This window comes from Streptomyces sp. SID8352, from assembly GCF_009862265.1.
Lineage (GTDB): Bacteria > Actinomycetota > Actinomycetes > Streptomycetales > Streptomycetaceae > Streptomyces.
Window position 1 is genome coordinate 287176 of record NZ_WWGX01000022.1, and the last position, 20179, is coordinate 307354.

Annotated in this window: 19 protein-coding genes, 2 pseudogenes and 1 riboswitch; of the genes and pseudogenes, 11 read left to right on the forward strand and 10 right to left on the reverse strand. The window is 75.4% G+C overall.

Annotation, left to right across the window (positions count from 1 at the left end; translation table 11 throughout):
• Window positions 1-247 precede the first annotated feature (247 nt).
• Both GTY84_RS06625 and GTY84_RS06630 read left to right on the forward strand, forming a co-directional pair.
• Entirely contained in the window at window positions 248-1603 is a 1356-nt protein-coding gene (locus GTY84_RS06625) for a 3-deoxy-7-phosphoheptulonate synthase class II (protein ID WP_161225155.1), read from the forward strand.
• Window positions 1604-1770: 167 nt separating this feature from the next.
• Entirely contained in the window at window positions 1771-2019 is a 249-nt protein-coding gene (locus GTY84_RS06630; protein ID WP_345943354.1) for a (2Fe-2S)-binding protein, read from the forward strand.
• 49 nt (window positions 2020-2068) lie between these two features.
• Here the strand turns inward: GTY84_RS06630 and bfr are convergent, their stop codons facing one another.
• Entirely contained in the window at window positions 2069-2587 is a 519-nt protein-coding gene (gene bfr, locus GTY84_RS06635; RefSeq protein ID WP_161225157.1) for a bacterioferritin, read from the reverse strand.
• 182 nt (window positions 2588-2769) lie between these two features.
• Here bfr and GTY84_RS06640 point away from each other — a divergent pair, with 182 nt between their 5' ends.
• Complete coding sequence (locus tag GTY84_RS06640) at window positions 2770-3417, forward strand: sulfite oxidase-like oxidoreductase (RefSeq protein WP_161225158.1); 648 nt, start codon at window positions 2770-2772, stop codon at window positions 3415-3417.
• A 112-nt stretch (window positions 3418-3529) separates the two neighbouring features.
• Here the strand turns inward: GTY84_RS06640 and GTY84_RS06645 are convergent, their stop codons facing one another.
• From GTY84_RS06645 to thiO, 5 genes are all read right to left on the reverse strand, one after another.
• Complete coding sequence (locus GTY84_RS06645) at window positions 3530-4408, reverse strand: deoxyribonuclease IV (protein WP_161225159.1); 879 nt, start codon at window positions 4406-4408, stop codon at window positions 3530-3532.
• A gap of 74 nt (window positions 4409-4482) precedes the next feature.
• Window positions 4483-6402, reverse strand: coding sequence for a Stk1 family PASTA domain-containing Ser/Thr kinase (gene pknB, locus GTY84_RS06650; protein WP_161225160.1), 1920 nt, complete (start codon window positions 6400-6402; stop codon window positions 4483-4485).
• A gap of 336 nt (window positions 6403-6738) precedes the next feature.
• Entirely contained in the window at window positions 6739-7536 is a 798-nt protein-coding gene (locus tag GTY84_RS06655) for a thiazole synthase (RefSeq protein ID WP_161225161.1), read from the reverse strand.
• A gap of 1 nt (window position 7537) precedes the next feature.
• On the reverse strand, window positions 7538-7762 hold the full coding sequence (gene thiS / locus GTY84_RS06660; RefSeq protein WP_161225162.1) for a sulfur carrier protein ThiS: 225 nt from the start codon (window positions 7760-7762) through the stop codon (window positions 7538-7540).
• On the reverse strand, window positions 7759-8958 hold the full coding sequence (gene thiO, locus GTY84_RS06665) for a glycine oxidase ThiO (protein ID WP_161225163.1): 1200 nt from the start codon (window positions 8956-8958) through the stop codon (window positions 7759-7761). The genes thiS and thiO overlap by 4 nt, the downstream gene beginning before the upstream one ends.
• Window positions 8955-9066: riboswitch (TPP riboswitch) on the reverse strand. Its footprint overlaps the gene before it by 4 nt.
• Before the next feature lie 221 nt (window positions 9067-9287).
• On the opposite strand from thiO, the gene GTY84_RS06670 reads away from it, so the two are divergent.
• The 5 genes from GTY84_RS06670 (at window position 9288) to GTY84_RS06690 (ending at window position 14219) form a co-directional block, all read left to right on the forward strand.
• Window positions 9288-10529 (forward strand): FAD-dependent oxidoreductase, encoded by a 1242-nt coding sequence (locus GTY84_RS06670; RefSeq protein WP_345943355.1) that lies wholly within the window; start codon window positions 9288-9290, stop codon window positions 10527-10529.
• Window positions 10530-10833: 304 nt separating this feature from the next.
• Window positions 10834-11199 (forward strand): Rv2175c family DNA-binding protein, encoded by a 366-nt coding sequence (locus tag GTY84_RS06675; protein ID WP_161225164.1) that lies wholly within the window; start codon window positions 10834-10836, stop codon window positions 11197-11199.
• 246 nt (window positions 11200-11445) lie between these two features.
• Window positions 11446-12096 (forward strand): thiamine phosphate synthase, encoded by a 651-nt coding sequence (gene thiE, locus GTY84_RS06680; RefSeq protein ID WP_161225165.1) that lies wholly within the window; start codon window positions 11446-11448, stop codon window positions 12094-12096.
• A 160-nt stretch (window positions 12097-12256) separates the two neighbouring features.
• Window positions 12257-13180 carry a methylenetetrahydrofolate reductase [NAD(P)H] gene (gene metF / locus GTY84_RS06685; protein ID WP_161225166.1) on the forward strand — a complete coding sequence of 308 codons (924 nt, stop codon included), beginning with the start codon at window positions 12257-12259 and terminating at the stop codon, window positions 13178-13180.
• A 55-nt stretch (window positions 13181-13235) separates the two neighbouring features.
• Window positions 13236-14219 (forward strand): hypothetical protein, encoded by a 984-nt coding sequence (locus tag GTY84_RS06690; RefSeq protein ID WP_161225167.1) that lies wholly within the window; start codon window positions 13236-13238, stop codon window positions 14217-14219.
• An 88-nt stretch (window positions 14220-14307) separates the two neighbouring features.
• On the opposite strand, the gene GTY84_RS06695 is transcribed toward GTY84_RS06690, so the two are convergent.
• The 4 genes and pseudogenes from GTY84_RS06695 to GTY84_RS33530 form a co-directional block, all read right to left on the reverse strand.
• Window positions 14308-15807: an NAD(P)/FAD-dependent oxidoreductase gene (locus GTY84_RS06695; RefSeq protein ID WP_161225168.1), complete on the reverse strand. Its 1500-nt coding sequence runs from the start codon at window positions 15805-15807 to the stop codon at window positions 14308-14310.
• Between the two features lie 442 nt (window positions 15808-16249).
• Window positions 16250-16879: a TetR/AcrR family transcriptional regulator gene (locus tag GTY84_RS06700; RefSeq protein ID WP_161225169.1), complete on the reverse strand. Its 630-nt coding sequence runs from the start codon at window positions 16877-16879 to the stop codon at window positions 16250-16252.
• Window positions 16880-16928: 49 nt separating this feature from the next.
• Window positions 16929-17482 (reverse strand): annotated as a pseudogene (locus GTY84_RS06705) (YhgE/Pip family protein); the annotation flags it as partial.
• A pseudogene (locus tag GTY84_RS33530) lies at window positions 17471-17726 on the reverse strand (ATP-binding cassette domain-containing protein); the annotation flags it as partial. The pseudogenes GTY84_RS33530 and GTY84_RS06705, both read right to left, overlap by 12 nt.
• Window positions 17727-17924: 198 nt before the next feature.
• Here GTY84_RS33530 and GTY84_RS06715 point away from each other — a divergent pair.
• The 3 genes from GTY84_RS06715 to GTY84_RS06725 all read left to right on the forward strand — a co-directional run bounded on the left by GTY84_RS06715 (window position 17925) and on the right by GTY84_RS06725 (window position 20161).
• On the forward strand, window positions 17925-18443 hold the full coding sequence (locus tag GTY84_RS06715) for an SAV_6107 family HEPN domain-containing protein (RefSeq protein WP_161225170.1): 519 nt from the start codon (window positions 17925-17927) through the stop codon (window positions 18441-18443).
• 201 nt (window positions 18444-18644) lie between these two features.
• The gene (locus GTY84_RS06720; protein WP_161225171.1) at window positions 18645-19493 is read left to right on the forward strand and encodes a methyltransferase; all 849 of its coding nucleotides are present in this window, start codon (window positions 18645-18647) and stop codon (window positions 19491-19493) included.
• Between the two features lie 266 nt (window positions 19494-19759).
• A complete protein-coding gene (locus GTY84_RS06725; RefSeq protein WP_161225172.1) occupies window positions 19760-20161 on the forward strand; it encodes a DUF3040 domain-containing protein in 402 nt (133 codons plus the stop codon).
• Window positions 20162-20179 lie beyond the last annotated feature (18 nt).

Genomic DNA, 20179 nt, shown 5'->3' on the forward strand with positions numbered 1-20179 from the left:
ACGGTCCCGGCCGCGGAGACACCGAAGGCCGCCCCTCGGGGCGGCCTTCGCGAAAGTCGTGCGTACGCGCAGTCAGTGGGCCGCCGGATGAGCGGTCCACCACCAGGAACGGGTCGAGTGCGCGAACATGGCGGGCAGCGTACACGATCGGGCGGGTGGCGGTCGTGACGGACCGTGTCCGGACAGTGCCGTCTCACGGACTGGGCGGGCGGCGGTGCACCCCGGCCGACCGCGTACTGTTTGGAGCGTGACCGTCAACGCTGATTCCCGAAGTGTCGCCGCCGAGGCGACGTGGCGAAGCCTGCCTGCGGCGCAGCAGCCCGAGTACCCGGACGCCGAGGCCCTGCGCGATGTGATCGCCGAGCTGGGCACCTATCCCCCGCTGGTCTTCGCCGGTGAGTGCGACCAGTTGCGCGGGCGGATGGCCGCGGTCGCCCGGGGCGAGGCGTTCCTGCTCCAGGGCGGTGACTGCGCGGAGTCGTTCGACGCGGTGTCGGCCGAGCACATCCGGGCCAAGCTGAAGACGCTGCTCCAGATGGGCGCCGTCCTCACCTACGCCGCGTCCGTGCCCGTGGTGAAGGTCGGCCGGATCGCCGGCCAGTACTCCAAGCCGCGCTCCAAGCCCACCGAGACCCGCGACGGCGTGACCCTGCCGACCTACCGCGGCGACTCGGTCAACGGCTTCGCGTTCACCGAGGCCGACCGGGTGCCCGACCCGCAGCGGCTCAAGCGGATGTACCACGCCTCGGCCTCGACGCTGAACCTGGTGCGCGCCTTCACCACCGGCGGCTACGCCGACCTGCGCCAGGTGCACGCGTGGAACCAGGACTTCGTGAAGTCCTCCCCGTCCGGCCAGCGCTACGAGCAGCTCGCCCGGGAGATCGACAACGCGCTGCACTTCATGCGGGCCTGCGGCACCGACCCGGAGGAGTTCCGGACCGTCGAGTTCTTCGCCTCCCACGAGGCGCTGCTCCTCGACTACGAGTCCGCGCTGACCCGCGTCGACTCGCGCACCGGGAACCTCTACGACGTCTCCGGGCACATGGTGTGGATCGGTGAGCGCACCCGGCAGCTCGACCACGCGCACATCGAGTTCGCCTCCCGGATCAGCAACCCGATCGGCATCAAGCTCGGCCCCAGCACCACGGCCGAGGAGGCGCTGCAGTACATCGAGCGCCTCGACCCCGACCGCGAGCCCGGCCGGCTGACCTTCATCGTCCGCATGGGCGCCGACAAGGTCCGCGACAAGCTCCCCGAGCTGGTCGAGAAGGTCACCGCGTCCGGCGCCGTGGTGGCCTGGGTGACGGACCCGATGCACGGCAACACCTTCGAGGCGGCCTCGGGTCACAAGACCCGGCGCTTCGACGACGTGCTCGACGAGGTCAAGGGCTTCTTCGAGGTCCACAAGGGCCTCGGCACCCACCCGGGCGGCATCCACGTGGAGCTGACCGGCGACGACGTCACCGAGTGCGTGGGCGGCGGCGACGAGATCTTCGTCGACGACCTGCACCAGCGCTACGAGACGGCCTGCGACCCGCGGCTCAACCGCAGCCAGTCGCTGGACCTGGCGTTCCTCGTCGCGGAGATGTACCGGGACCAGTGAGGCCCGGCCCGTGCGCGCCCCGTGCGCGGGGCGGCACGGCACGGAGTGGGGCGCGGGTCACAGCCGATCCGCGCCCCTTTCCCTGTCGCACCTCCGCCGACATGGGTAAGGTTAGGTTTGCCTCACCGATCAATCGGGGCGGCGCCACTGATCGATCCCGTCGGGAGGTGAACCGCGTGTTCGTCTGCAGCTGCTTCGGTGTGACCGAGGAACAGGTGAGGAACCACGCGGAGGCGGGCGCCTGCACGCCTCGGCAGATCGCCTCCGCCTGCAAGGCCGGCACCGACTGCGGCGGCTGCGTCCGGCGCATCCAGGCCCTGCTGGGCCGCGGCGCCTGCCCCCGCCGGACCGTCGCCGACCGGGGCGGACCGGTTCTCGCGGAACTTCCCGGGACCGGCCTCCCCGAAGCCGCCTGAGCGGCCCCCTGCCGGGTCCGGCCCGGCGCCGGCGGCCCGCCCGTCCCGGTCAGTGGGACGAGAAGCCGTCCGTGCCCGGTCCCGAGGCGTCCGGCTGGGACTGCTCGATGACCGTCGACAGGTACAGCGACTCGCCCAGCTTCTCGATCAGGTCGAGCTGGGTCTCCAGGTAGTCGATGTGGTGCTCCTCGTCGGCGAGGATCGCCTCGAAGATGTTGGCCGACGTGATGTCGCTCTTGGCCCGCATCACCTCGACGCCGCGGCGCAGCCGGTCGATCGCCTCGATCTCGATCTCGCGGTCGGCCTGGAACATCTCGGTCACCGACTGGCCCACCCGGACGTGGAACAGCCGCTGGTAGTTCGGCAGCCCGTCCAGCAGCAGGATGCGGTCGGTGAGCAGCTCGGCGTGGCGCATCTCGTCGAAGGACTCGGCGCGGGTGTACTTCGCCAGCTTCGTCCAGCCCTTGTGGTCCTGCAGCTTGGAGTGCAGGAAGTACTGGTTGATCGCGGTCAGCTCGGCGGTGAGCTGTTCGTTGAGGAACTCGATGACCTCGGGGTCGCCCTGCATCGTGTGGGACTCCTTCCAGCGGGAACAGGAGGGTTGCGCCGCATGATTGCACCGGAGGGGAAGATCGTCCAGTAAGTCTTGACTTAGTGAGTACGTGCACGCTTGCACGCATTGGTCGTCCTCTGTCCGTGTTCGGGTGACCCCGAGCGGGGGCATCGGTCCCGGTCTGTCAGGATGGAGACATGGGTCAGCCGGTGGAACGCGCGTCGGGAGAAGGCGGTACGGAGGAAGCCCCGCGGTTCGAGCTTCCGCCGGGGCAGCGGCTCCAGCGCGGCTGGCCGGTCACCCACTACGGCCCCGTTCCCAAGTTCCGCCCCGAGCGCTGGGAGTTCCGGGTCTTCGGCGCCACGGCCGACGGCGGGAAGCACTGCTGGAACCACGACGAGTTCACCGCCCTGCCGTACACCACGGTCGTGGCGGACCTGCACTGCGTCACCCGGTTCAGCATGCTCGGCGCCGAGTGGGGCGGCGTCCCGGCCCGCACCATCCTCGGCCTCGCCCCGCCCGCGCCCTCGGTCACCCATGTGATGGTGTGGGCGGAGTACGGCTTCAGCTCCAACCTGCGGCTGGCCGACTTCGCCGCCGAGCGCACCCTCTTCGCCACCCACAAGGACGGTGAGCTGCTCACCGCCGAGCACGGCTTCCCGCTCCGCCTGATCGTCCCCCAGCTCTACGCCTGGAAGGGCCCGAAGTGGGTCCGGGGCGTCGAGTACATGACCGCCGACCGGCGGGGCTTCTGGGAGGAGCGCGGCTACCACAACATCGGCGACCCCTGGCGGGAGCAGCGCTACTCCTACCAGGAGGAGCCCGGGGACGGCCCGGAGCTCTGAGCCGTCCGCGGACCGCCTCCCGCTGCCCCGCACCCGTCCGCGGGCCCCGCCCTCCGTCCGCGGCCCCGCGGCGGCCGGCCGGCCCGGCCGGCCCCGGGCCCCGTGCCCCGGATCAGCCGTCGCGCAGCTTCTTCAGCCGCTCCACGTCCGCCGCGTGCCCCTCCCGGCCGCCCGGCGTCTCGATCACCAGTGGCACGCCCTTTGTCGCCGGGTGCGTCATCAGCGCCCGGAACGGGTCCTCCCCGATGTGCCCGGCGCCGATGTTCGCGTGGCGGTCCTTGCGCGCCCCGGCGACGTCCTGGGAGTCGTTGGCGTGGATCAGCCGCAGCCTCCCCTCGCTCACCGTCCCCACCAGCAGGTCCAGTGTCCGGTGCATCCCGTCCGGGCCGGTCAGGTCGTGCCCCGCCGCGAAGACGTGGCAGGTGTCCAGGCACACGCCCAGCCTCGGATGCGCGTCCAGCGCCTCGAAGTACGGCCCGAAGTCCCAGGTCCGGGAGCACAGCGAGGACCCCTGCCCGGCCGTCGACTCCAGCAGCAGGTACGGGTCGTCGTCGTGGGTCAGCTCCTCCAGCAGCGGCAGCAGCTTCTCCCTGACCTGCCGGAGGGCCACCGCGCGGTCCCGGCCGCCGGTCGCGCTGCCCGTGTGCACCACCACGCCCCGCGCCCCGATCGCCCTGCCCCGCCGCAGCGAGTGCCGCAGCGACTCCACCGAGCGCTCCACCGTCGCCTCGGTGTGCGAGCCGAAGTTGATCAGGTACGGCGCGTGCACGTACGCGGGCACCGACCCGGCGGCGCACGCCTCCCGGAACGCCTCGTCCTGCGCCGGGTTCCCGGCCGGGGTGGCCCAGCCGCGCGGATTGGCGACGAAGACCTGCACCGCCTCGGCCCCCAGCTCACGGGCGTAGGACATCCCGACGGAGTGCAGTCCGCCGGCCACGGGGACATGGCCGCCGACGGGGTTGCGGGGAAGGGCGGTGCGCTGTGTCGTCACCCGTCCAGGGTGTCATGCGGGATCACCCGACCGGACGTGCCCGCGCCCCCGGCCCGCGCCCGCCCCGCGCCCGGTCACCTGATGGTGATCGTGACCGTGGAGCCCCGGGGCGCGGTGTCGCCGCCCTCCACCGACTGCTTCTTCACGGTGTCCCCGAAGAGGCCGAGCAGCCCCCGCTCCTCCCGGACCTCGAAGCCCGCGTCCCTCAGCGCCCGGGTGGCGTCGTCCACGCTGTCCCCGACCACGTCCGGGACCTCGACCAGCTCCGGCCCCTTGGACACCGTCAGCGTCACCGTGTCGCCCTCGGCCGCCTCGCCGCCGCCCTCCGGGCTCTGCCGGGCGACCTCGCCCTCCTCGTACTCGGAGGTGACCCGCCCCGGGGCGACCTCCACCTTCAGACCGGCGTCGGCCAGCTCCTCCCGGGCGTCGTCGAGGGAGTCGCCGGTCACGTCCGGGACCTCCACGGCGCGGCCCTTGCTGACGACCAGCGCGACCGCGGCGCCCCCGCGCACATAGGTGTCCGCGCCCGGCTTCGTGGCGACGACGTAGCCCGCGGGCACGTCCTCGCTGAACTCCTCGGTCACCATGCCGGGCTCCAGCCCCTCGTCCTTCAGCGCGGCCCGGGCGCGGTCCAGCCGGTAGCCGCCCACGTCGGGCAGCTTCACCGTCCGGGGCCCGTCCGAGACGGTGAAGGACACCGAGCCGTTCCTGCGGATGCGGGCGCCGGCCCCGGGGTCGCTGTCGATGACCCGGCCGCGCTCGACCGTGTCGCTGTGGGAGTGCCCCACCGTGCCCACGCCCAGCCCGGCCGACTCCAGCCGCTCCCGGGCCTGCGCCTCGGTCTTGGACAGCAGCGGCGGCACCTCGGTGAACTGGCCCGAGCTGATGTACCACACCCCCGTGCCCACCCCGAGCACCAGCAGGACCGCCAGCACGACCGCCAGCGGTCCGCGCGGCACGCCGGGGCCGCGGCGGCGGGGCGGCGGCGGGGGAGGAGCGGCCAGCCGGCTGGTGCGCAGCACGCCGTCGTCCCCGGCACCGCTGGCCGACGGCCCGGCGGCGGGCGGGCGCGGGATCACACTGGTGCGGTCCTCGGCGTTGTCGTGGCCGGCGGCCAGCGCCCCCGGCGGCACCGCGTCGAGCTGCTCCGCGCTCAGCCGGGACCGCGCCTCGCGCGCCTCGGCGAGCAGCGCCACCGCGTCGTGCGGGCGGACCTCCGGGTTCCGCGCGGTCGCGGAGGCGACCAGCCCGTCCAGCTCGTACGGCAGCCCCGGCACCTCGGCCGACGGCGGCGGCACGTCCTCGTGGAGGTGCTGGTAGAGGATCTGCGCGGGGGACTCCCCGTCGTGCGGCTTGCCGCCGGTCAGCATCTCGTACAGGACGACGCCGCAGGCGTACACGTCGACCCTCGGCTCGGCGGTGCCCTTCTCGATCTGCTCCGGTGCCAGGTAGGCGACGGTGCCGAGGACCGCCCCGGTGGTGCTGGTGACCGTGTTCACGGCGCGGACCAGGCCGAAGTCGGCGACCTTGACCCGGCCGTCGTCGCCGATGAGCACGTTCTCCGGCTTCATGTCCCGGTGCACGAACCCGGCCCGGTGCGCGGCGCCGAGCGCGGCCAGCACCGGCTCCAGGATGTCCAGCGCGGCCCTCGGACGCAGCGCGCCCCGCTCGCGCAGCACGTCCCGCAGGGTGCAGCCGGCGATGTACTCCATGGCCAGGTAGACGTACGCGCCCTGGGCGCCCTGGTCGAAGACCTGGACGACGTTGGGGTGGTCGAGCCGGGCCGCCGACTTCGCCTCGCGGATGAACCGCTCGACGAACGTGGCGTCGGTCGCCAGCGCCGGATGCATCACCTTCAGCGCGAGCACGCGGTCCAGGCGGGTGTCCACGGCCCGGTAGACCGTGGCCATCCCGCCGACCGCGATCCGCGCGTCGACGCGGTACCGGCCGTCGAGCACCTGCCCGACCAGAGGGTCCTGAAGGGTCGTGTCCACGGGCCGAGTCTACGAGCCGCCGCGCGCCCACCGGGGCCCCGGCCGGGGTTCCCGCCCGTACTGCGGCCCACCTGTGACGTGGGCCGGGGCGCGGCGGACGGGACGGCCGCCGGGGCGGAACGGACCCCGGGAGGGCGGGCGCCCGGGATCCCGCCCCGCCGGGTTCGAGGCGGGGCCGCGTCCCGGAGTCCGCCTCCCCGGAGCCCGTCTCCCGGGGGCCGGACTCCGGGACGCGCGGGCGAGAGCGCGGGGTGCGGCACGCGTGCACGGGCCGGCCCCCGGACGGCAGCGGCCCGGGCCGGGGCTCCGCCGCCCTCCCGGCCCGGGAGCCGTCCCTCAGCCGAACGCCGGGCGCTCCGGATCGAGCGCCGCCAGGCCCTCCACCGGGGAGGACGCCTGGGCGAAGTGCCGTCGCGGCATCCGGCCCGCGAGCCGCGCCAGCCGGCCGGCCTCCACCGCCCCGCGCATCGCGGCGGCCATCAGCACCGGCTCCCGGGCCCGGGTCACCGCCGAGGCGAGCATCACCCCCGCGCACCCCAGCTCCATCGCCAGCGCCGCGTCCGACGCCGTCCCGGCGCCCGCGTCCAGGATGACCGGCACCCGGGCCCGCTCCACGATGAGCTGGAAGTTGTGCGGGTTGCGGATGCCGAGCCCGGAGCCGATGGGGGAGCCGAGCGGCATCACCGCCGCGCAGCCCACGTCCTCCAGCTTCCGCGCCAGCACCGGGTCGTCGTTGGTGTAGGGCAGGACGGTGAAGCCGTCGTCGACCAGGGTCTCGGCCGCGTCCAGCAGCTCGACGGGGTCGGGCAGCAGGGTCCGCTCGTCCGCGACCACCTCCAGCTTGACCAGGTCGGTGCCCAGCGCCTCCCGGGCCAGCCGCGCGGTCAGGACGGCCTCCCCGGCGGTGTAGCAGCCCGCGGTGTTCGGCAGCACCCGGATGCCGAGCCGCTCCAGCACCGACAGCACGGAACCGCGCACCGAGGGGTCCACCCTGCGCATCGCGACCGTCGTCAGCTCCGTGCCTGAGGCCGCGAGCGACCGCTCCAGCACCTCCGGGCTGGGCGCCCCGCCGGTGCCCATGATCAGGCGGGAGGTGAGGGAGAGCCCGCCCAGGACGAGGGGGTCGTCGGCCATCTCAGCCTCCCTGCACGGCGGTGAGGATCTCGACGCGGTCGCCCTCGGCCAGGGCGGTGGACGCCCAGCGGCTCCTCGGGACGACGGCCTCGTTGACGGCGGCGGCCACCCCGGAGGGCGCCGCGGTGAGCGTGGCCACCACCGCGTCCAGGGGCGTGCCGGGGGCCACCCGGCGGGGCTCTCCGTTGACCGAGATGGCGACCGCGGTGTGCGGCGGGTTGTTCATGCGGACCGCTCCGTGAGGACGGGGGCGGCGTCGAACCGCCGGGGGGTGAAGGGGCGGGCCTCGTCCGGGAGTTCCCCGGTGACCAGGGCGTGCCCCAGAGCGTCGCCGGTGACGGGGGTCAGCAGCACGCCGTTGCGGTGGTGGCCGGTGGCCAGCAGCAGCCCCGGCAGGCCGGTGGGGCCGAGCAGCGGGGCGTTGTCCGGGGAGCCGGGGCGCAGCCCGGCCCGGGTCTCGGTCAGGGGCAGCTCGGTGATGCCGGGCACCAGCTCGTGGGCGTCCCGCAGCAGTTCGTAGACGCCGCCCGCGGTCACCGTGGTGTCCCAGCCCAGCTCCTCGCTGGTGGCGCCGACGACCAGTTCGCCGTTCTCCCGGGGCACCAGGTAGAGGTGGCCGCCGCGGACCACGGCGCGCACCGTGCGGTGCAGCAGCGGGCCGTGCGCCCGCGGCATCGTCAGCCGCAGTACCTGCCCCTTCACCGGCCGCACCGGGGGCCGCACCTCCTCGGGCACGCCCGCCAGCCGCCCGCTGAAGCTGCCCCCGGCCAGGACGGTCTGACCGGCGGTCAGGGCGGTCCCGTCGGCGGTGACGACGCCGGTGGCCCGGTCGCCGGCCACGGTGAGCCGCTCGGCCCACACCCGGTGGAAGGCCACGCCCGCCCGTTCGCAGGCGATGACCAGGGCCCGGGCGAGCCGGCGGGGATCGATCTGGTGGTCGCCGTCCACCCGGAGGCCGCCGCGCACCCCGGGGGCGAGCATCGGCTCCAGGCGCCGGCACTCCCGCCCCGAGAGCCACTCGGACTCCAGCCCGGCGCTCTGCTGGAGGGCGTGCAGCTCGCGCAGATGGGCACGGTCGTCGGCGTCCAGGGCCACGGCGAGGGTGCCGCAGCGGCGGTGGCCGAGATCGCGGCCGGTGCACTCGGTCAGCTCCGCCGCGAACCGCGGGTAGCGCCGGGCCGAGGCCAGGTTGAGCGCGAGCAGGGTCTGCTCGCCGTGGTGCAGTTCGGTGACGGCGGCGAGCATCCCGGCCGCCACCTGGGCGGCCCCGCCGCCCGGCTCGGGGTCGACGAGCGCCGTGGCGAGTCCGCGCTGCGCGGACCGCCAGGCGGTGACCAGACCGATGATCCCGCCCCCGACGACCAGCACGTCGGGCGTGCGCGTCGGTGGCGGTACATGGACAGAGCAAGCTGGGGACGGCATGGGCGTCCAGCTCCTCCCTTCGCCGGCATGACCCGGATCAGGTGCGTACGGTCGGAGGCCGCCAGCCTCCCTCTCAGCCCGGTGCGCCGGACTCCCGCGAGTGTGTGTACGCCCGCCAGCCTAGTCCTCACCGTCGCGGCCCCGTAAGGGAGCCGCGGCACCGCCCCGGGCGGGGCGCGGGGGCGCCACCGGGGAGGGGGCGGCGGCACCGCCGGGTGGCCCGGGGGACCCGGGCGGGGGGTGGTGCCGCCGGGCCCGTCGGGCCTCCGTCCCGGTGGTTGTGCCGGGTGCCGCCCGCCCCGGCCCCGCCGGGTGTCTATGGTGATCGGGTGAGCGAGCAGAGGCGGGAACCGGGAGCGGACGCGCCGCGGCGCGTGGTCGTGGTCGGCGCGGGAATGGCGGGGGTGCAGACTGCGGTCGCGCTGCGGGAGCAGGGGTTCACCGGCGCCGTGACCCTGATCGGGGCCGAGCCCCACCGGCCCTACGACCGGCCGCCGCTGTCCAAGGCCGTCCTGCTCGGCACCGCCGAGGGCTCCGCCCTCGACGTCGACTTCGAGTCCCTCGGCGTCGGACTCCGTCTCGGCCGCGAGGCGCTCGGAGTCCGCCCCGGCGACCATGTCCTGGACACCTCCGACGGCCCCGAGCCGTACGACGTCCTCGTCCTGGCCACCGGCGCCGAACCGGTCCGGCTGCCCGGCACCGCGGACACCCCCGGCGTGCACCTGCTGCGCACCCTCGACGACGCCGAGCGGCTGCGCCCGGTCCTCGCCCGCCGGCACGACGTCGTGGTCGTCGGCGCGGGCTGGATCGGCGCCGAGTTCGCCACCGCCGCGCGCGAGGCGGGCTGCGCCGTCACCGTCGTGGAGGCCGCCGACCGGCCGCTGTCCGACGCCCTGCCCGCCGGGATCGCCGCGCACATGACCGCCTGGTACGCCGACGCCGGGGTGGTGCTGCGCACCGGGGCCCGGGTGGCGCGCGTCGAGCCTGGCCAGGTGGTGCTCGACGACGGCACCCGGCTGCCCGCGGGCGCCGTCCTCGTCGGCGTCGGTGCCCGGCCCGCCACCGGATGGCTCGCCGGGTCCGGGATCGCGCTGGGCGAGCGGGGCGAGGTCCTCGCCGACGATCTGCTGCGCACCTCGGCGCCGGACGTGTACGCGGTCGGCGACTGCGCCTCCTTCCCCTCCCGGCGCTACGGCGAACGGCTCCTGGTGCACCACTGGGACAACGCCCTCCAGGGCCCCCGGGTGGTCGCCTCGAACATCACCGGCGCCGCCACCGGCGAGGCCCCCGAGGTCTACGACCCGGTGCCGTACTTCTGGTCCGAGCAGTTCGGCCGCTTCGTCCAGTACGCCGGACACCACCCGTCCGCCGACACCACCGTCCGGCGCGGCGACCCCTCCGGGCCCGCCTGGACCGTCTGCTGGCTGCGCGAGGGCCGGCTGGTGGCGCTCCTGGCGGTCGGCCGCCCCCGCGACCTGGCCCAGGGCCGCCGCCTGATCGAGGCGGGCACCCCCATGGACCGGGCCCTCCTGTCCGACCCCTCCGTCCCCCTCAAGAAGGCCGTGGTCTAGGGCCTCTCGTTTGGATCATGCCGGGCTCGCGGACGCCACCGCGGGTCGCGGCGCCTCGTACGCACATCCGCGGGGGCCGTCCTCCCTCGTCGGCGCCCCGCATCGCCCCCTCCGTCGCGCGTCCGTACGCACCGGCCCCGTCCGGGCGGGCGGAGCGGACCGCCTCCGCGCGCGACGGGATCGCGACGGGATCCGGGGGGAAGGGCCCCGGCGGTCCGGGTCCACCGGTCCGGACCCCCGCGCGTGCGCCCGGGCCGACGGGGGCCGGTTTCCCGGTGTCGGTGGAAGGTGGCAGGCTGGAAGCGTGACCGAGACTGACGCAAAGACCGATGCGCTCGTGCCTGCCTGGCTCACCGTCCCCGACATCGCCGAGATGCTCGGTGTCGAGGTGACCCGTGTCCGGCAGCTCATCAAGGAGGGCCAGCTCATCGCCGTCCGGCGCGGGGAGAACCGCGCGCTGCACATCCCCGCCGCCTTCATCGACGACGACAAGGTCGTCAAGGGCCTGGTGGGCACCCTCACCCTGCTGCGGGACGACGGCTTCACGGCCGAGGAGATGCTGGAGTGGCTGTTCACCCCCGACCCGAGCCTGCCCGGCACCCCCGCCCAGGCGCTCGCTGAGAACCGCGGCACGGAGGTGAAGCGCCGGGCCCAGGCACTCGCCGTCTGACCCGGGCGTCCGCCCGGACACGGCACCCGGGCACCGCTCCCACGCACCGCGTCCACGCGCACCGCGCTCGGGCGCGCGCCGGAGCGTCGGCCACCGGGCACCACCCGGCGTACGGGCGGACCGCCGACCCGCCCGTACGCCGCCCCGGCCACCCGGAGCCATCCCGCTCCGCCCCACACCGTCCCGGCCCCGAGCGTCCTCCCGGCGGGGCCCGTCCGCACACCGTCACCGATCTGGGGGACTCCTATGCCCGAATCCGCGCGCGACCGGCTCTCCGGCGCCCTGCTGTACCTGTGCACGGACGCCCGCACCCGGCAGGGCGACCTGCCCGAGTTCCTGGACGCGGTGCTGGCTGGCGGCGTCGACATCGTGCAGCTGCGCGACAAGGGCATGGAGGCCGCCGAGGAACTGGCGCACCTGGAGGTTTTCGCCGACGCCTGCGCCCGCCACGGCAGGCTGCTCGCCGTCAACGACCGCGCGGACGTGGCCCACGCCGCCCGCGCCGACGTGCTGCACCTGGGCCAGGGCGACCTGCCCGTCCCCGCCGCCCGCGCCGTCCTCGGCGGCGAGGTGCTGATCGGGCGGTCCACCCACGCCGAGGCGGAGGCCGCCGCTGCCGCCGTCCAGGAGGGCGTGGACTACTTCTGCACCGGTCCGTGCTGGCCCACCCCCACCAAGCCCGGCCGCCACGCGCCGGGACTGGACCTCGTGCGGTACACCGCCGCGCTGGGCACCGCCCGCCCCTGGTTCGCCATCGGCGGCATCGACCTGGGCAACCTCGACGAGGTGCTGGAGGCGGGCGCCCGCCGGGTCGTCGTCGTCCGCGCGATCACCGGGGCGGACGACCCGGGAGCGGCGGCGGCGGCCTTCGCCGCACGGCTGCGCGAGGCCGCCTGACGGGGTCCGGGGCCGGGCGGCCGGCCCGCCCCGGGCCCCGGGTGTCCACCCGGCCCGGGTGTCCGGAAAATTGTCCAAGGGATGGACAGCCAAACCGTCAAATCGGGACAAAGTCGCTCATCCGGTTGGGGGGCCGCCGTCCCCTGGCTACCCTTCCGGTATGGCCCTAGGAACCGCGTCCATCAGGACGGATCGCGCCCGTACTGTGCGTGACATGCTCGCCACCGGCAAGGCGACGTTCTCGTTCGAGTTCTCCGCGCCGAAGACCCCCAAGGGCGAGAAGAATCTGTGGAACGCGCTCCGCCGGGTGGAGGCGGTCGCCCCCGACTTCGTCTCCGTGACCTACGGCGCGGGCGGTTCGACCCGGGCCGGGACGGTCAAGGAGACCGAGCAGATCGTGGCCGACACCACGCTGACCCCGGTCGCCCACCTCACCGCCGTCGACCACTCCGTCGCGGAACTGCGCAACATCATCGGCCAGTACGCCGACGCCGGTATCCGCAACATGCTCGCGGTCCGCGGCGACCCGCCCGGCGACCCGATGGGCGAGTGGGTCCCGCATCCCCAGGGCCTCACCTACGCCGCCGAACTGGTCCGGCTCATCAAGGAGTCCGGTGACTTCTGCGTGGGCGTGGCCGCCTTCCCGGAGATGCACCCGCGCTCCGCGGACTGGGACGCGGACGTGGCCCACTTCGTGGACAAGTGCCGGGCCGGCGCGGACTACGCGATCACGCAGATGTTCTTCGACCCCGAGTCCTACCTCCGGCTGCGCGACAGGGTGGTCGCGGCCGGCTGCGAGACCCCGGTCATCCCCGAGATCATGCCCGTCACCAGTGTGAGGATGCTGGAGAGGCTGCCCCGGCTGAGCACCGCGGCCTTCCCCGACGAGCTGAAAGAGCGCATCCTCGCGGCACGGGAGGACGCGGCCGCTGTACGCTCCATGGGGATCGAGTTCGCCACGGAGTTCAGCGCGCGGCTGCTGGCCGAGGGAGTGCCGGGTCTGCACTTCATCACGCTGAACAGTTCCACGGCGACCCTGGAAATCTACGAGAACCTGGGCCTGCACCAACCTCCGCAGGTCTAGACCGGTCGCCAGTCGTGCGAGACACTGCACTGCGGCCACTGGGAGAGGGGCGTACATGGGCTGGACGGTCCTCTACATCGCGTTCGGCGGCGTCGCACTGTGGCTGCTGGGCGAGGTCCTGCTGCAGTACAAGGCGCGGCTGCGCTGGCGGCTGCTGGCCTTCGGCGGATTCCTCGGCGTCGTCCTCGGCGTCCTGATCCCGTCCGTGGTCGTCATCGCGCTGGGCGCGGCGGCGTTCGCGGTCGGCCAGACCTACGTCACCCTGTCCTTCCGCCGGGGCTTCGACTCCGGTTGGGCCGTCAACGCCCCCGCGGGCCTGGCCCGCAAGCGGCGCCGTCCCGAACGCGGGCGCCAGCAGCCGTCGCCGGAGGTCTCCGGCCCGGAGGCCGCCGACGCGCTGCACGACGCGCCGACCCAGCTCCAGGAGGCCGTTCCCGCTCCCGGCGCCCACGAGGGCCAGGGCCACGAGGAGTTCGACGGCGACGACGTGTTCACCCCGGCCCGCCCGGCCGACGCGCCCGACGCCGGGACCACCTCCGTCTACGCGCCCCAGCCGATGCCGGACGACTCCGGCTCCTACGGCGTCTACGGCGGCGACCCCGGCTACGGCGGCGACCAGCAGCCGCAGCCGGCCGCCGCGCAGGGCGCCGACCAGTCCTACGGCTACGACTACCAGGGCTACACCGGCCAGGACTACGGCTACGACAACAACGGGCAGCAGTACGCCGCCTACTCCGACCCGTACATCGGCACCAGCCACGGCTACGGCGGCGCCGCCTACGACACCGGCGGCTACGCCGCCCCCGGCGGTGCCCCCCACGACCCGCAGGGCTACGGGCAGGACCCGTACGCCCCGGGCACCCCCGGCACGCCGGACGGTTACGCCGGGGAGACCCCGCCCGGCGGGGTGTGGGTCCCGCAGCAGCGCACCACCGACATCCCCTACGGCGGCGACCTCCCACCGGAGCAGCAGTACCCCTACCCGGGCGACGGGCAGCAGCGGAACCAGGGGTACGACGAGCAGCAGTACCGCTTCTGACGGTCCGGCGCCCGCCCGGGACACGGGGGCCCGGCCCGGCGGTCGTCCCGGCGCGCCGGACGCCGCGGCCCCCGGGGACGCCCCCGGCTCACTGGGAGCCGCGGAACTCCGGCCCCTCCACGACGAGTCCGGCGACCAGTGCGCCCGACATGCCCGCGTGCGGCAGGCCGCCGCCGGGGTGCGACCAGCCGCCCACCGTGAACAGCCCCGCGATCCGCGTGCCGTTGGCCGGGCGCAGCAGCCGCCCACCGGCCGCCGCCAGCGCGGGCGCCGGCACCGCGCCGCCCGCCGCGCCCGTCTCCGCCGCGATGTCGGCCGGGGTGCGCGTCTCGTGCCACAGCAGGCGCTCGCGCAGCCCCGGGACCGCGCCCGCGGCGGCGGTGATCATACGCCCGGCGTGCGCCTCCGCCTCCCCGGCGCCGTCCGCGGGCACCACCGAGGTCAGCGTGACCGCCTCATGGTCCGGGTCCGGCACCGACCCGGGGTCACCGGGCCGCAGCACGGTGACCGTGGGGTGCTCGGGCGCCGACGGCACGGCACCGAACAGCGCCGCCAACTCGGCGTCGCGGTCCGCCGCGTGCACCACCGTGCGGTGCGGCGTGCCCTCGGGACGCGCACCGCGCAGCGCCAGCAGCACCGTCAGCCGGCTCATCGCCCCCCCGGGTGCCGGGACGTCGCCCGCGCCGCGCGGCGGCACCGTCCCGCACAGGCGCTCCAGCGCGTCCGGCGCGACCCCGGCCACCACGAACTCCGCCTCCTCCACGGTCCCGTCGTCACCCGTCCGGACGCCCGCGACCCGGCCGTCCTCCACCACGATCCCGGTGACCCCGTGCCCGAAGCGGAACTCCACCCGCCGGGCCAGGCACCGCTCGTACACCGCCCGCGCCAGTTCCCGCATCCCACCGCGGACGTACCACATGCCGAAGGCGTACTCCATGTACGGCAGTACGGCCGCGTTGGCCGGGGCGGTGCGCGGGTCCAGCCCGTGCGCGAGGGCGTGGCCCTCCAGCAGCGCCGCCAGCCGGGGGTCCCGCAGCTCCCACGCCCCCACCTCGGCCAGCGTCCCGGCCCGGCGGGTGCGCAGCAGCCGCTTGTGGGGGACCGCCGGATAGGGCTCGCGTCCGGCCAGCACCTCCCAGTCGGGCCAGAGGGGCTCCTCCAGCAGGGGCCGCCGCGTCCGGTCCCAGGCCTCCCGGGCCCGGACCAGGAAGTCGCCCCAGCGCCGCCCCGCCGGCGCGCCCAGTGCCGCGTCCAGGGCGGCGACCACACCGGCGCGCGAGGCGTTGGGCAGCGACACGGCGGTGCCGTCGGCGAAGACGTGCCGCGCCGAGGGGTCGACCTGGACCAGGCCGACCCGCTCCTCCAGCGGCTCCCGGCCGGTCTTGACGAACAGATCGCGCCAGACCGCGGGCAGCGGCAGCAGCCCGGGGCCGGTGTCGAAGCGGAACCCGTCCCGCTCCACCCGGCGCACCGCTCCGCCGTACGTCTCCGTCCGCTCGTACACCGTCACCCGGTGGCCCGCGACGGCCAGCCGGGCGGCGGCAGCCATCGCGCCCGTCCCGGCGCCGATCACCGCAATCCGTGCCATGTGGGGGACCCTATCGGCCACCGGGAGCCGCCCCGGCCCGAGGGACCGGGTCCGGGTACCGGGCCCTGAGTAGCCGTACTCAGGGCCCGGGATGAGTACGGGCACGGATGGGGGAGGACCGTCCCGGAGGGGAGAGTGGGGGGTGACGGAGAGGGGCACTGCCCGGTACCGGCGACACGGGGCGCCGGAGCGGGAGCGGGGCCGCGATCCGACGGGGGAGGCACGGGGGAGCAGGACGGCGCCGGCCCGCCGGAGGCCCGCGGGGGACGCGGCCGCGGCGGGTCGGCGTTCCCGTCCGGGGCCGCGGTTCCCGCTCGCGGCCGGTGTTTCCCGTACCGGACCGCCGACCGCCGACCGCCGACCGCCGACCGCCGACCGCCGACCGCCGACCGTCGGGCGCCGGGCGCGGGGAGCGCCCGGAGCGTCCCCGGCCCCGCGGCGTTCAGGAGGGGGCGCCCACGCGTCCCTGGAGCAGCCGGGACAGCGCGGCGTGCACGTCGTCCAGGGAGCGCTCCGCCTGGAACGACTTCCAGTCCAGCGCGGCCACCAGCACCATGCCGACCAGCGCCGCCGCGGTGAGCTGCACATCGGTCTCCGGGCTGAACTCGCCGCCCGCCACCCCCGCCCGCAGCACGCCCTCCACCACCGCCACCGCCTCCTGCCGCACCACCAGCAGCGTCGACTGCCAGGCGCGGTTGGTGCGCCACAGCTCGGCCACGTAGAGCTGGGTGAAGGCCGGGTAGCGGTCGATGAAGACCAGCCCCGCCCGGACCATCGCGTCCAGCGCGTCGACCCGGCCGCCGCCCTCCCGCTCGGTGCGCTCCGCCGCCTCCCGCAGCGACGCCGTGAGCAGCCCCACCCCGTGCCGCAGCAGTTCCTCGAAGAGGACGGACTTGCTGGAGAAGTTGTAGTAGACCGTGCCCTTGGCGACCCCGGCGCGCTCGGCGATCTCGTCCACGGTGGTCGCGGAGAAGCCCTGCTCGGCGATGAGGGTGACCGCCGCCTCGTAGAGCTTCTGCCGGGTGGCCTCGCGCCGGCCGCCGCCCGGCGGGGAGGTGCTGCTGCTGTCCATGGTCCCGATTGTCACAGGAACCCCCCGCCCGCGGTCACCGAACGGATCATCACAGGCTCGGCTCCGGGTGCGGCCGGTCCAGGGTCCACACCTGGCGGCGGAGGGCCGCCGGCGCGGTCGGCGCGAGGGCCGCCGCGGTGAACAGCGCCGGCACCGCGCACGCCTGCCACACCGGTACCAGGCCGCCGCCCGTGATCAGACTGCGGAGCGCCTCGACGGCATGGCTCATCGGCAGGGAGGGGTGCAGCGCGTTGAAGAGGCCCGGACTCGTCCGCACCGGGTACGTGCCGCCCGCCGAGGTGGGCTGGAGCATCAGCAGGGCGAGCACCAGGACGCGCCCGGCCGCCCCGAAGCGGGCGTCGAGCCACCGCACGATCGCCGCGAAGCACGCCGACACCAGGCACAGGAAGCCCACCGTCCCGGCCGCCCGGACCATCTCCGGGCCCACCGCCCAGTGCGGTACCGCCATCAGCGCCGTGGTCCGGAGGGCCCCGAGCGCCACCACCGGCAGCCGGCCGGTGCGGTCCGCCGGGTCAAGGCTCCCGCGGCGAGCGCCCCCCTGTTCAGCGGCGGGACCGGCATGTACGCCACCATGGCGCTGACCCGCCGCAGGGCGGCCATCCCCCGGGGCAGCCGCAGCCCGCCCACGACGGCCCGCCCCTCGGTGGGCCGTATCCGCCCGGTCAGCGTCAGCAGCGGCGCGGTGCGCCCCGAGCCGGACGGTCCCCGCACCGCGACCAGCGCCCCGGGCTCCGCGTCGAACGACACCCCCCGGAACGCCCAGCCGTGCGGCCCCCCGCACGCCGAGGCCGCGGGCCGTCACCTCCGGTCCGAACGGGCCGTCCACGGCCCCCACCCACTGCTCCGCCGGGACCGCGTGGACCTGCGGACGTCCCGATCCCGTTTTTGAACCGACTGGTCAGCGCAAAAACCAACCCGAACCCCCGATCAGGGCAAAGGCGCAGGTCGGAACGGATTGTCAGTGGCGCCCCCGACGATGGACCCATGCGGCCCCGCGCCGTCACGCGACGACAGGAGGATCGTCATGGCCCATTCGTCCGCGGCCGCCCCCCGGCGGCCCCACACGGCCGGCCCTGCCCCCTCACCGACCGGCCCGGCGAGCGACGTGCACCCCGTGCTCCGCCGGACCACCGCCCCGCCGGCCGCCCTGGACCTGCTCGCCCAGGCCCACGCCGACCTCGAGGAGGCCGCCCGCCTCGAGACGCCGAACGAGCGCTACGCCACCGCCCACCTCGCCGCCCTGCGCACCGCCGCCGCCGTGCTCGCCGCCCGGGGCCGCCCGGAGGCCACCCCGAGGGCGCGGGCCCGCATCCGCAGCGCCTGGGAGGTGCTCCCGGAGATCGCCCCCGAGCTGGCCGAGTGGAGCGCGCTCTTCGCCTCGGGCGCCCCGCGCCGGGCCCGCGCCGAGGCGGGCATCCGGGGCGCGGCCGGCAGGCGGGACGCCGACGACCTGATACGGGACGCCGCGGTGTTCCTGCGCATCGTCGAACGGCTGCTGGTCCTCCAGCCCCTCCTGCCCCGCCCCCGCCCCGACGCGGGCTGATCCCGGCCCCCGGGCGGTCCCCGAGCGCGCGGGCCGGGCCCGGCCGCCGCGTACGCCGGCACCGTAGTGATCGGTCCGCCCGCCGGAGGCCATAGGGTGGGAGGTGCCTGAAACCGCCCTCCTTCCCGTGTCCGGGAGGGGCCGGCGGTCCGTTCGCTCCGCCCCTCCCGGAGGCGGTGCCGCGCCGAGGAGTCAACTGCCGTGCCGGACCCGATGCGCCAGCCCGCCCCGCACCACCGGCCCCGGGCGGCGTCCCCGCGCTCCGACCCCTCCCGCCCCCGTGCCGCCCAGCGCACCGCCGTCGTCTGGGACGTCCTGCGGGACGCGGTCGACCGCCGGACCGGGGCCACCGGCCGCCCCTCGCTGGACGTCCTGGACACCGGCGGCGGCAGCGGCAGCCTCGCGGTGCCCCTGGCCGCCCTCGGCCACCGGGTCACCGTCGTCGACCCGAGTCCCAACGCCCTGTTCGCCCTGGAGCGCCGTGCCGCCGAGGCGGGCGTCGCCGACCGGGTGCGGGGCGTCCAGGGGGACGCCCGCGGCCTCTTCGAGGTGGCCGAGCGCGGCGGCTACGACGTGGTGCTCTGCCACGGCGTGCTGGAGTACCTGGACGACCCGGCCGAGGGCGTCCGCAACGTGGTGGCCGCCCTGCGCGCCGAGGGCGTCCTCAGCCTGCTCGCCGCCGGTGTCGGCGGAGCCGTGCTCGCCCGGGCCCTCGCCGGGCACTTCAAGGAGGCCCGGCACGCCCTCGGCGACCCGAACGGACGGTGGGGCGAGGGTGACCCGGTGCCGCACCGCTTCACCGCCGAGGAGCTCACCGCGCTGGTCGGGGACGCGGGCCTGCGGGTCGCGGCCGTGCACGGCGTGCGGATCTTCACCGACCTCGTGCCCGGCGGCCTCGTCGACAACGAGCCCGGCGCCCTGGACGCCCTCCTGGAGCTGGAGGCCGCGGCGGCCGGACTCGCCGCCTTCCACTCCATGGCCACGCAGCTCCACGTGCTGGGCGAGACGGAAGGGGCCCAGGAGGCGCCGGATGCCCGGGCCGCCGGCTGAGGTACGCCGCTGAGCAGCGGCGCGGCGGCAGATGGAGTACGACACAGGCCGCCCGAACCGCGGCCGGGCGCCGTATGATCGAAGGACACCATCCGGCATGACGGGTCGGCCGCTGGGGAATGGGAACTTCAGCGAGCCGGCGTGCGCATGGCGGAAACCGGTTGGCCAATTGGCGCAGAGGGGCGGGTTTCACGGGGGCGATTCCCTGCCTATCCTGAAGAGACCCCCCCGGGTCGCCCCGGCGACTGCACGATGAGGAGGACTCCGTGCCGCTCTCGGAGCACGAGCAGCGCATGCTCGAGCAGATGGAGCGAGCGCTCTACGCCGAAGATCCCAAGTTCGCGTCGGCGCTCGAGGGAAGCGGGCTGCGCACGTACACCCGACGGCGGGTCTACCAGGCGGTCGCGGGCTTCCTCGTGGGTATTGCGCTCCTCATGGCCGGAATGGTCGCCCAGCAGGTCTGGCTGAGTGTCGTGGGCTTCCTGGTCATGCTGGGGTGCGCGGTCCTCGCCGTGACCGGCTGGCGCAAGGCGCCCAAGCCGGGCGAGCAGCCGGCGGCCGGAGCCGGGCCGCAGGCGGGCCCCCAGGCGCGGCAGCGGCGCTCGGTGATGGACCGCATCGAGGAGCGCTGGCAGCGTCGCCGCGACGAACAGCAGGGCGGCCAGTAGCCGCCCGCATCCCGTCAC

Coding starts and splice junctions, on each gene's coding strand:
- bfr (WP_161225157.1), bottom strand. CDS start 2,587: ATGCAGGGCGACCCCGAGGTCATCGAGTTCCTCAACGAACAGCTCACC.
- GTY84_RS06640 (WP_161225158.1), top strand. CDS start 2,770: ATGGGTCAGCCGGTGGAACGCGCGTCGGGAGAAGGCGGTACGGAGGAA.
- GTY84_RS06655 (WP_161225161.1), bottom strand. CDS start 7,536: ATGGCCGACGACCCCCTCGTCCTGGGCGGGCTCTCCCTCACCTCCCGC.
- thiS (WP_161225162.1), bottom strand. CDS start 7,762: ATGAACAACCCGCCGCACACCGCGGTCGCCATCTCGGTCAACGGAGAG.
- thiO (WP_161225163.1), bottom strand. CDS start 8,958: ATGCCGTCCCCAGCTTGCTCTGTCCATGTACCGCCACCGACGCGCACG.
- thiE (WP_161225165.1), top strand. CDS start 11,446: ATGCCCGAATCCGCGCGCGACCGGCTCTCCGGCGCCCTGCTGTACCTG.
- metF (WP_161225166.1), top strand. CDS start 12,257: ATGGCCCTAGGAACCGCGTCCATCAGGACGGATCGCGCCCGTACTGTG.
- GTY84_RS06690 (WP_161225167.1), top strand. CDS start 13,236: ATGGGCTGGACGGTCCTCTACATCGCGTTCGGCGGCGTCGCACTGTGG.
- GTY84_RS06695 (WP_161225168.1), bottom strand. CDS start 15,807: ATGGCACGGATTGCGGTGATCGGCGCCGGGACGGGCGCGATGGCTGCC.
- GTY84_RS06700 (WP_161225169.1), bottom strand. CDS start 16,879: ATGGACAGCAGCAGCACCTCCCCGCCGGGCGGCGGCCGGCGCGAGGCC.
- GTY84_RS06715 (WP_161225170.1), top strand. CDS start 17,925: ATGGCCCATTCGTCCGCGGCCGCCCCCCGGCGGCCCCACACGGCCGGC.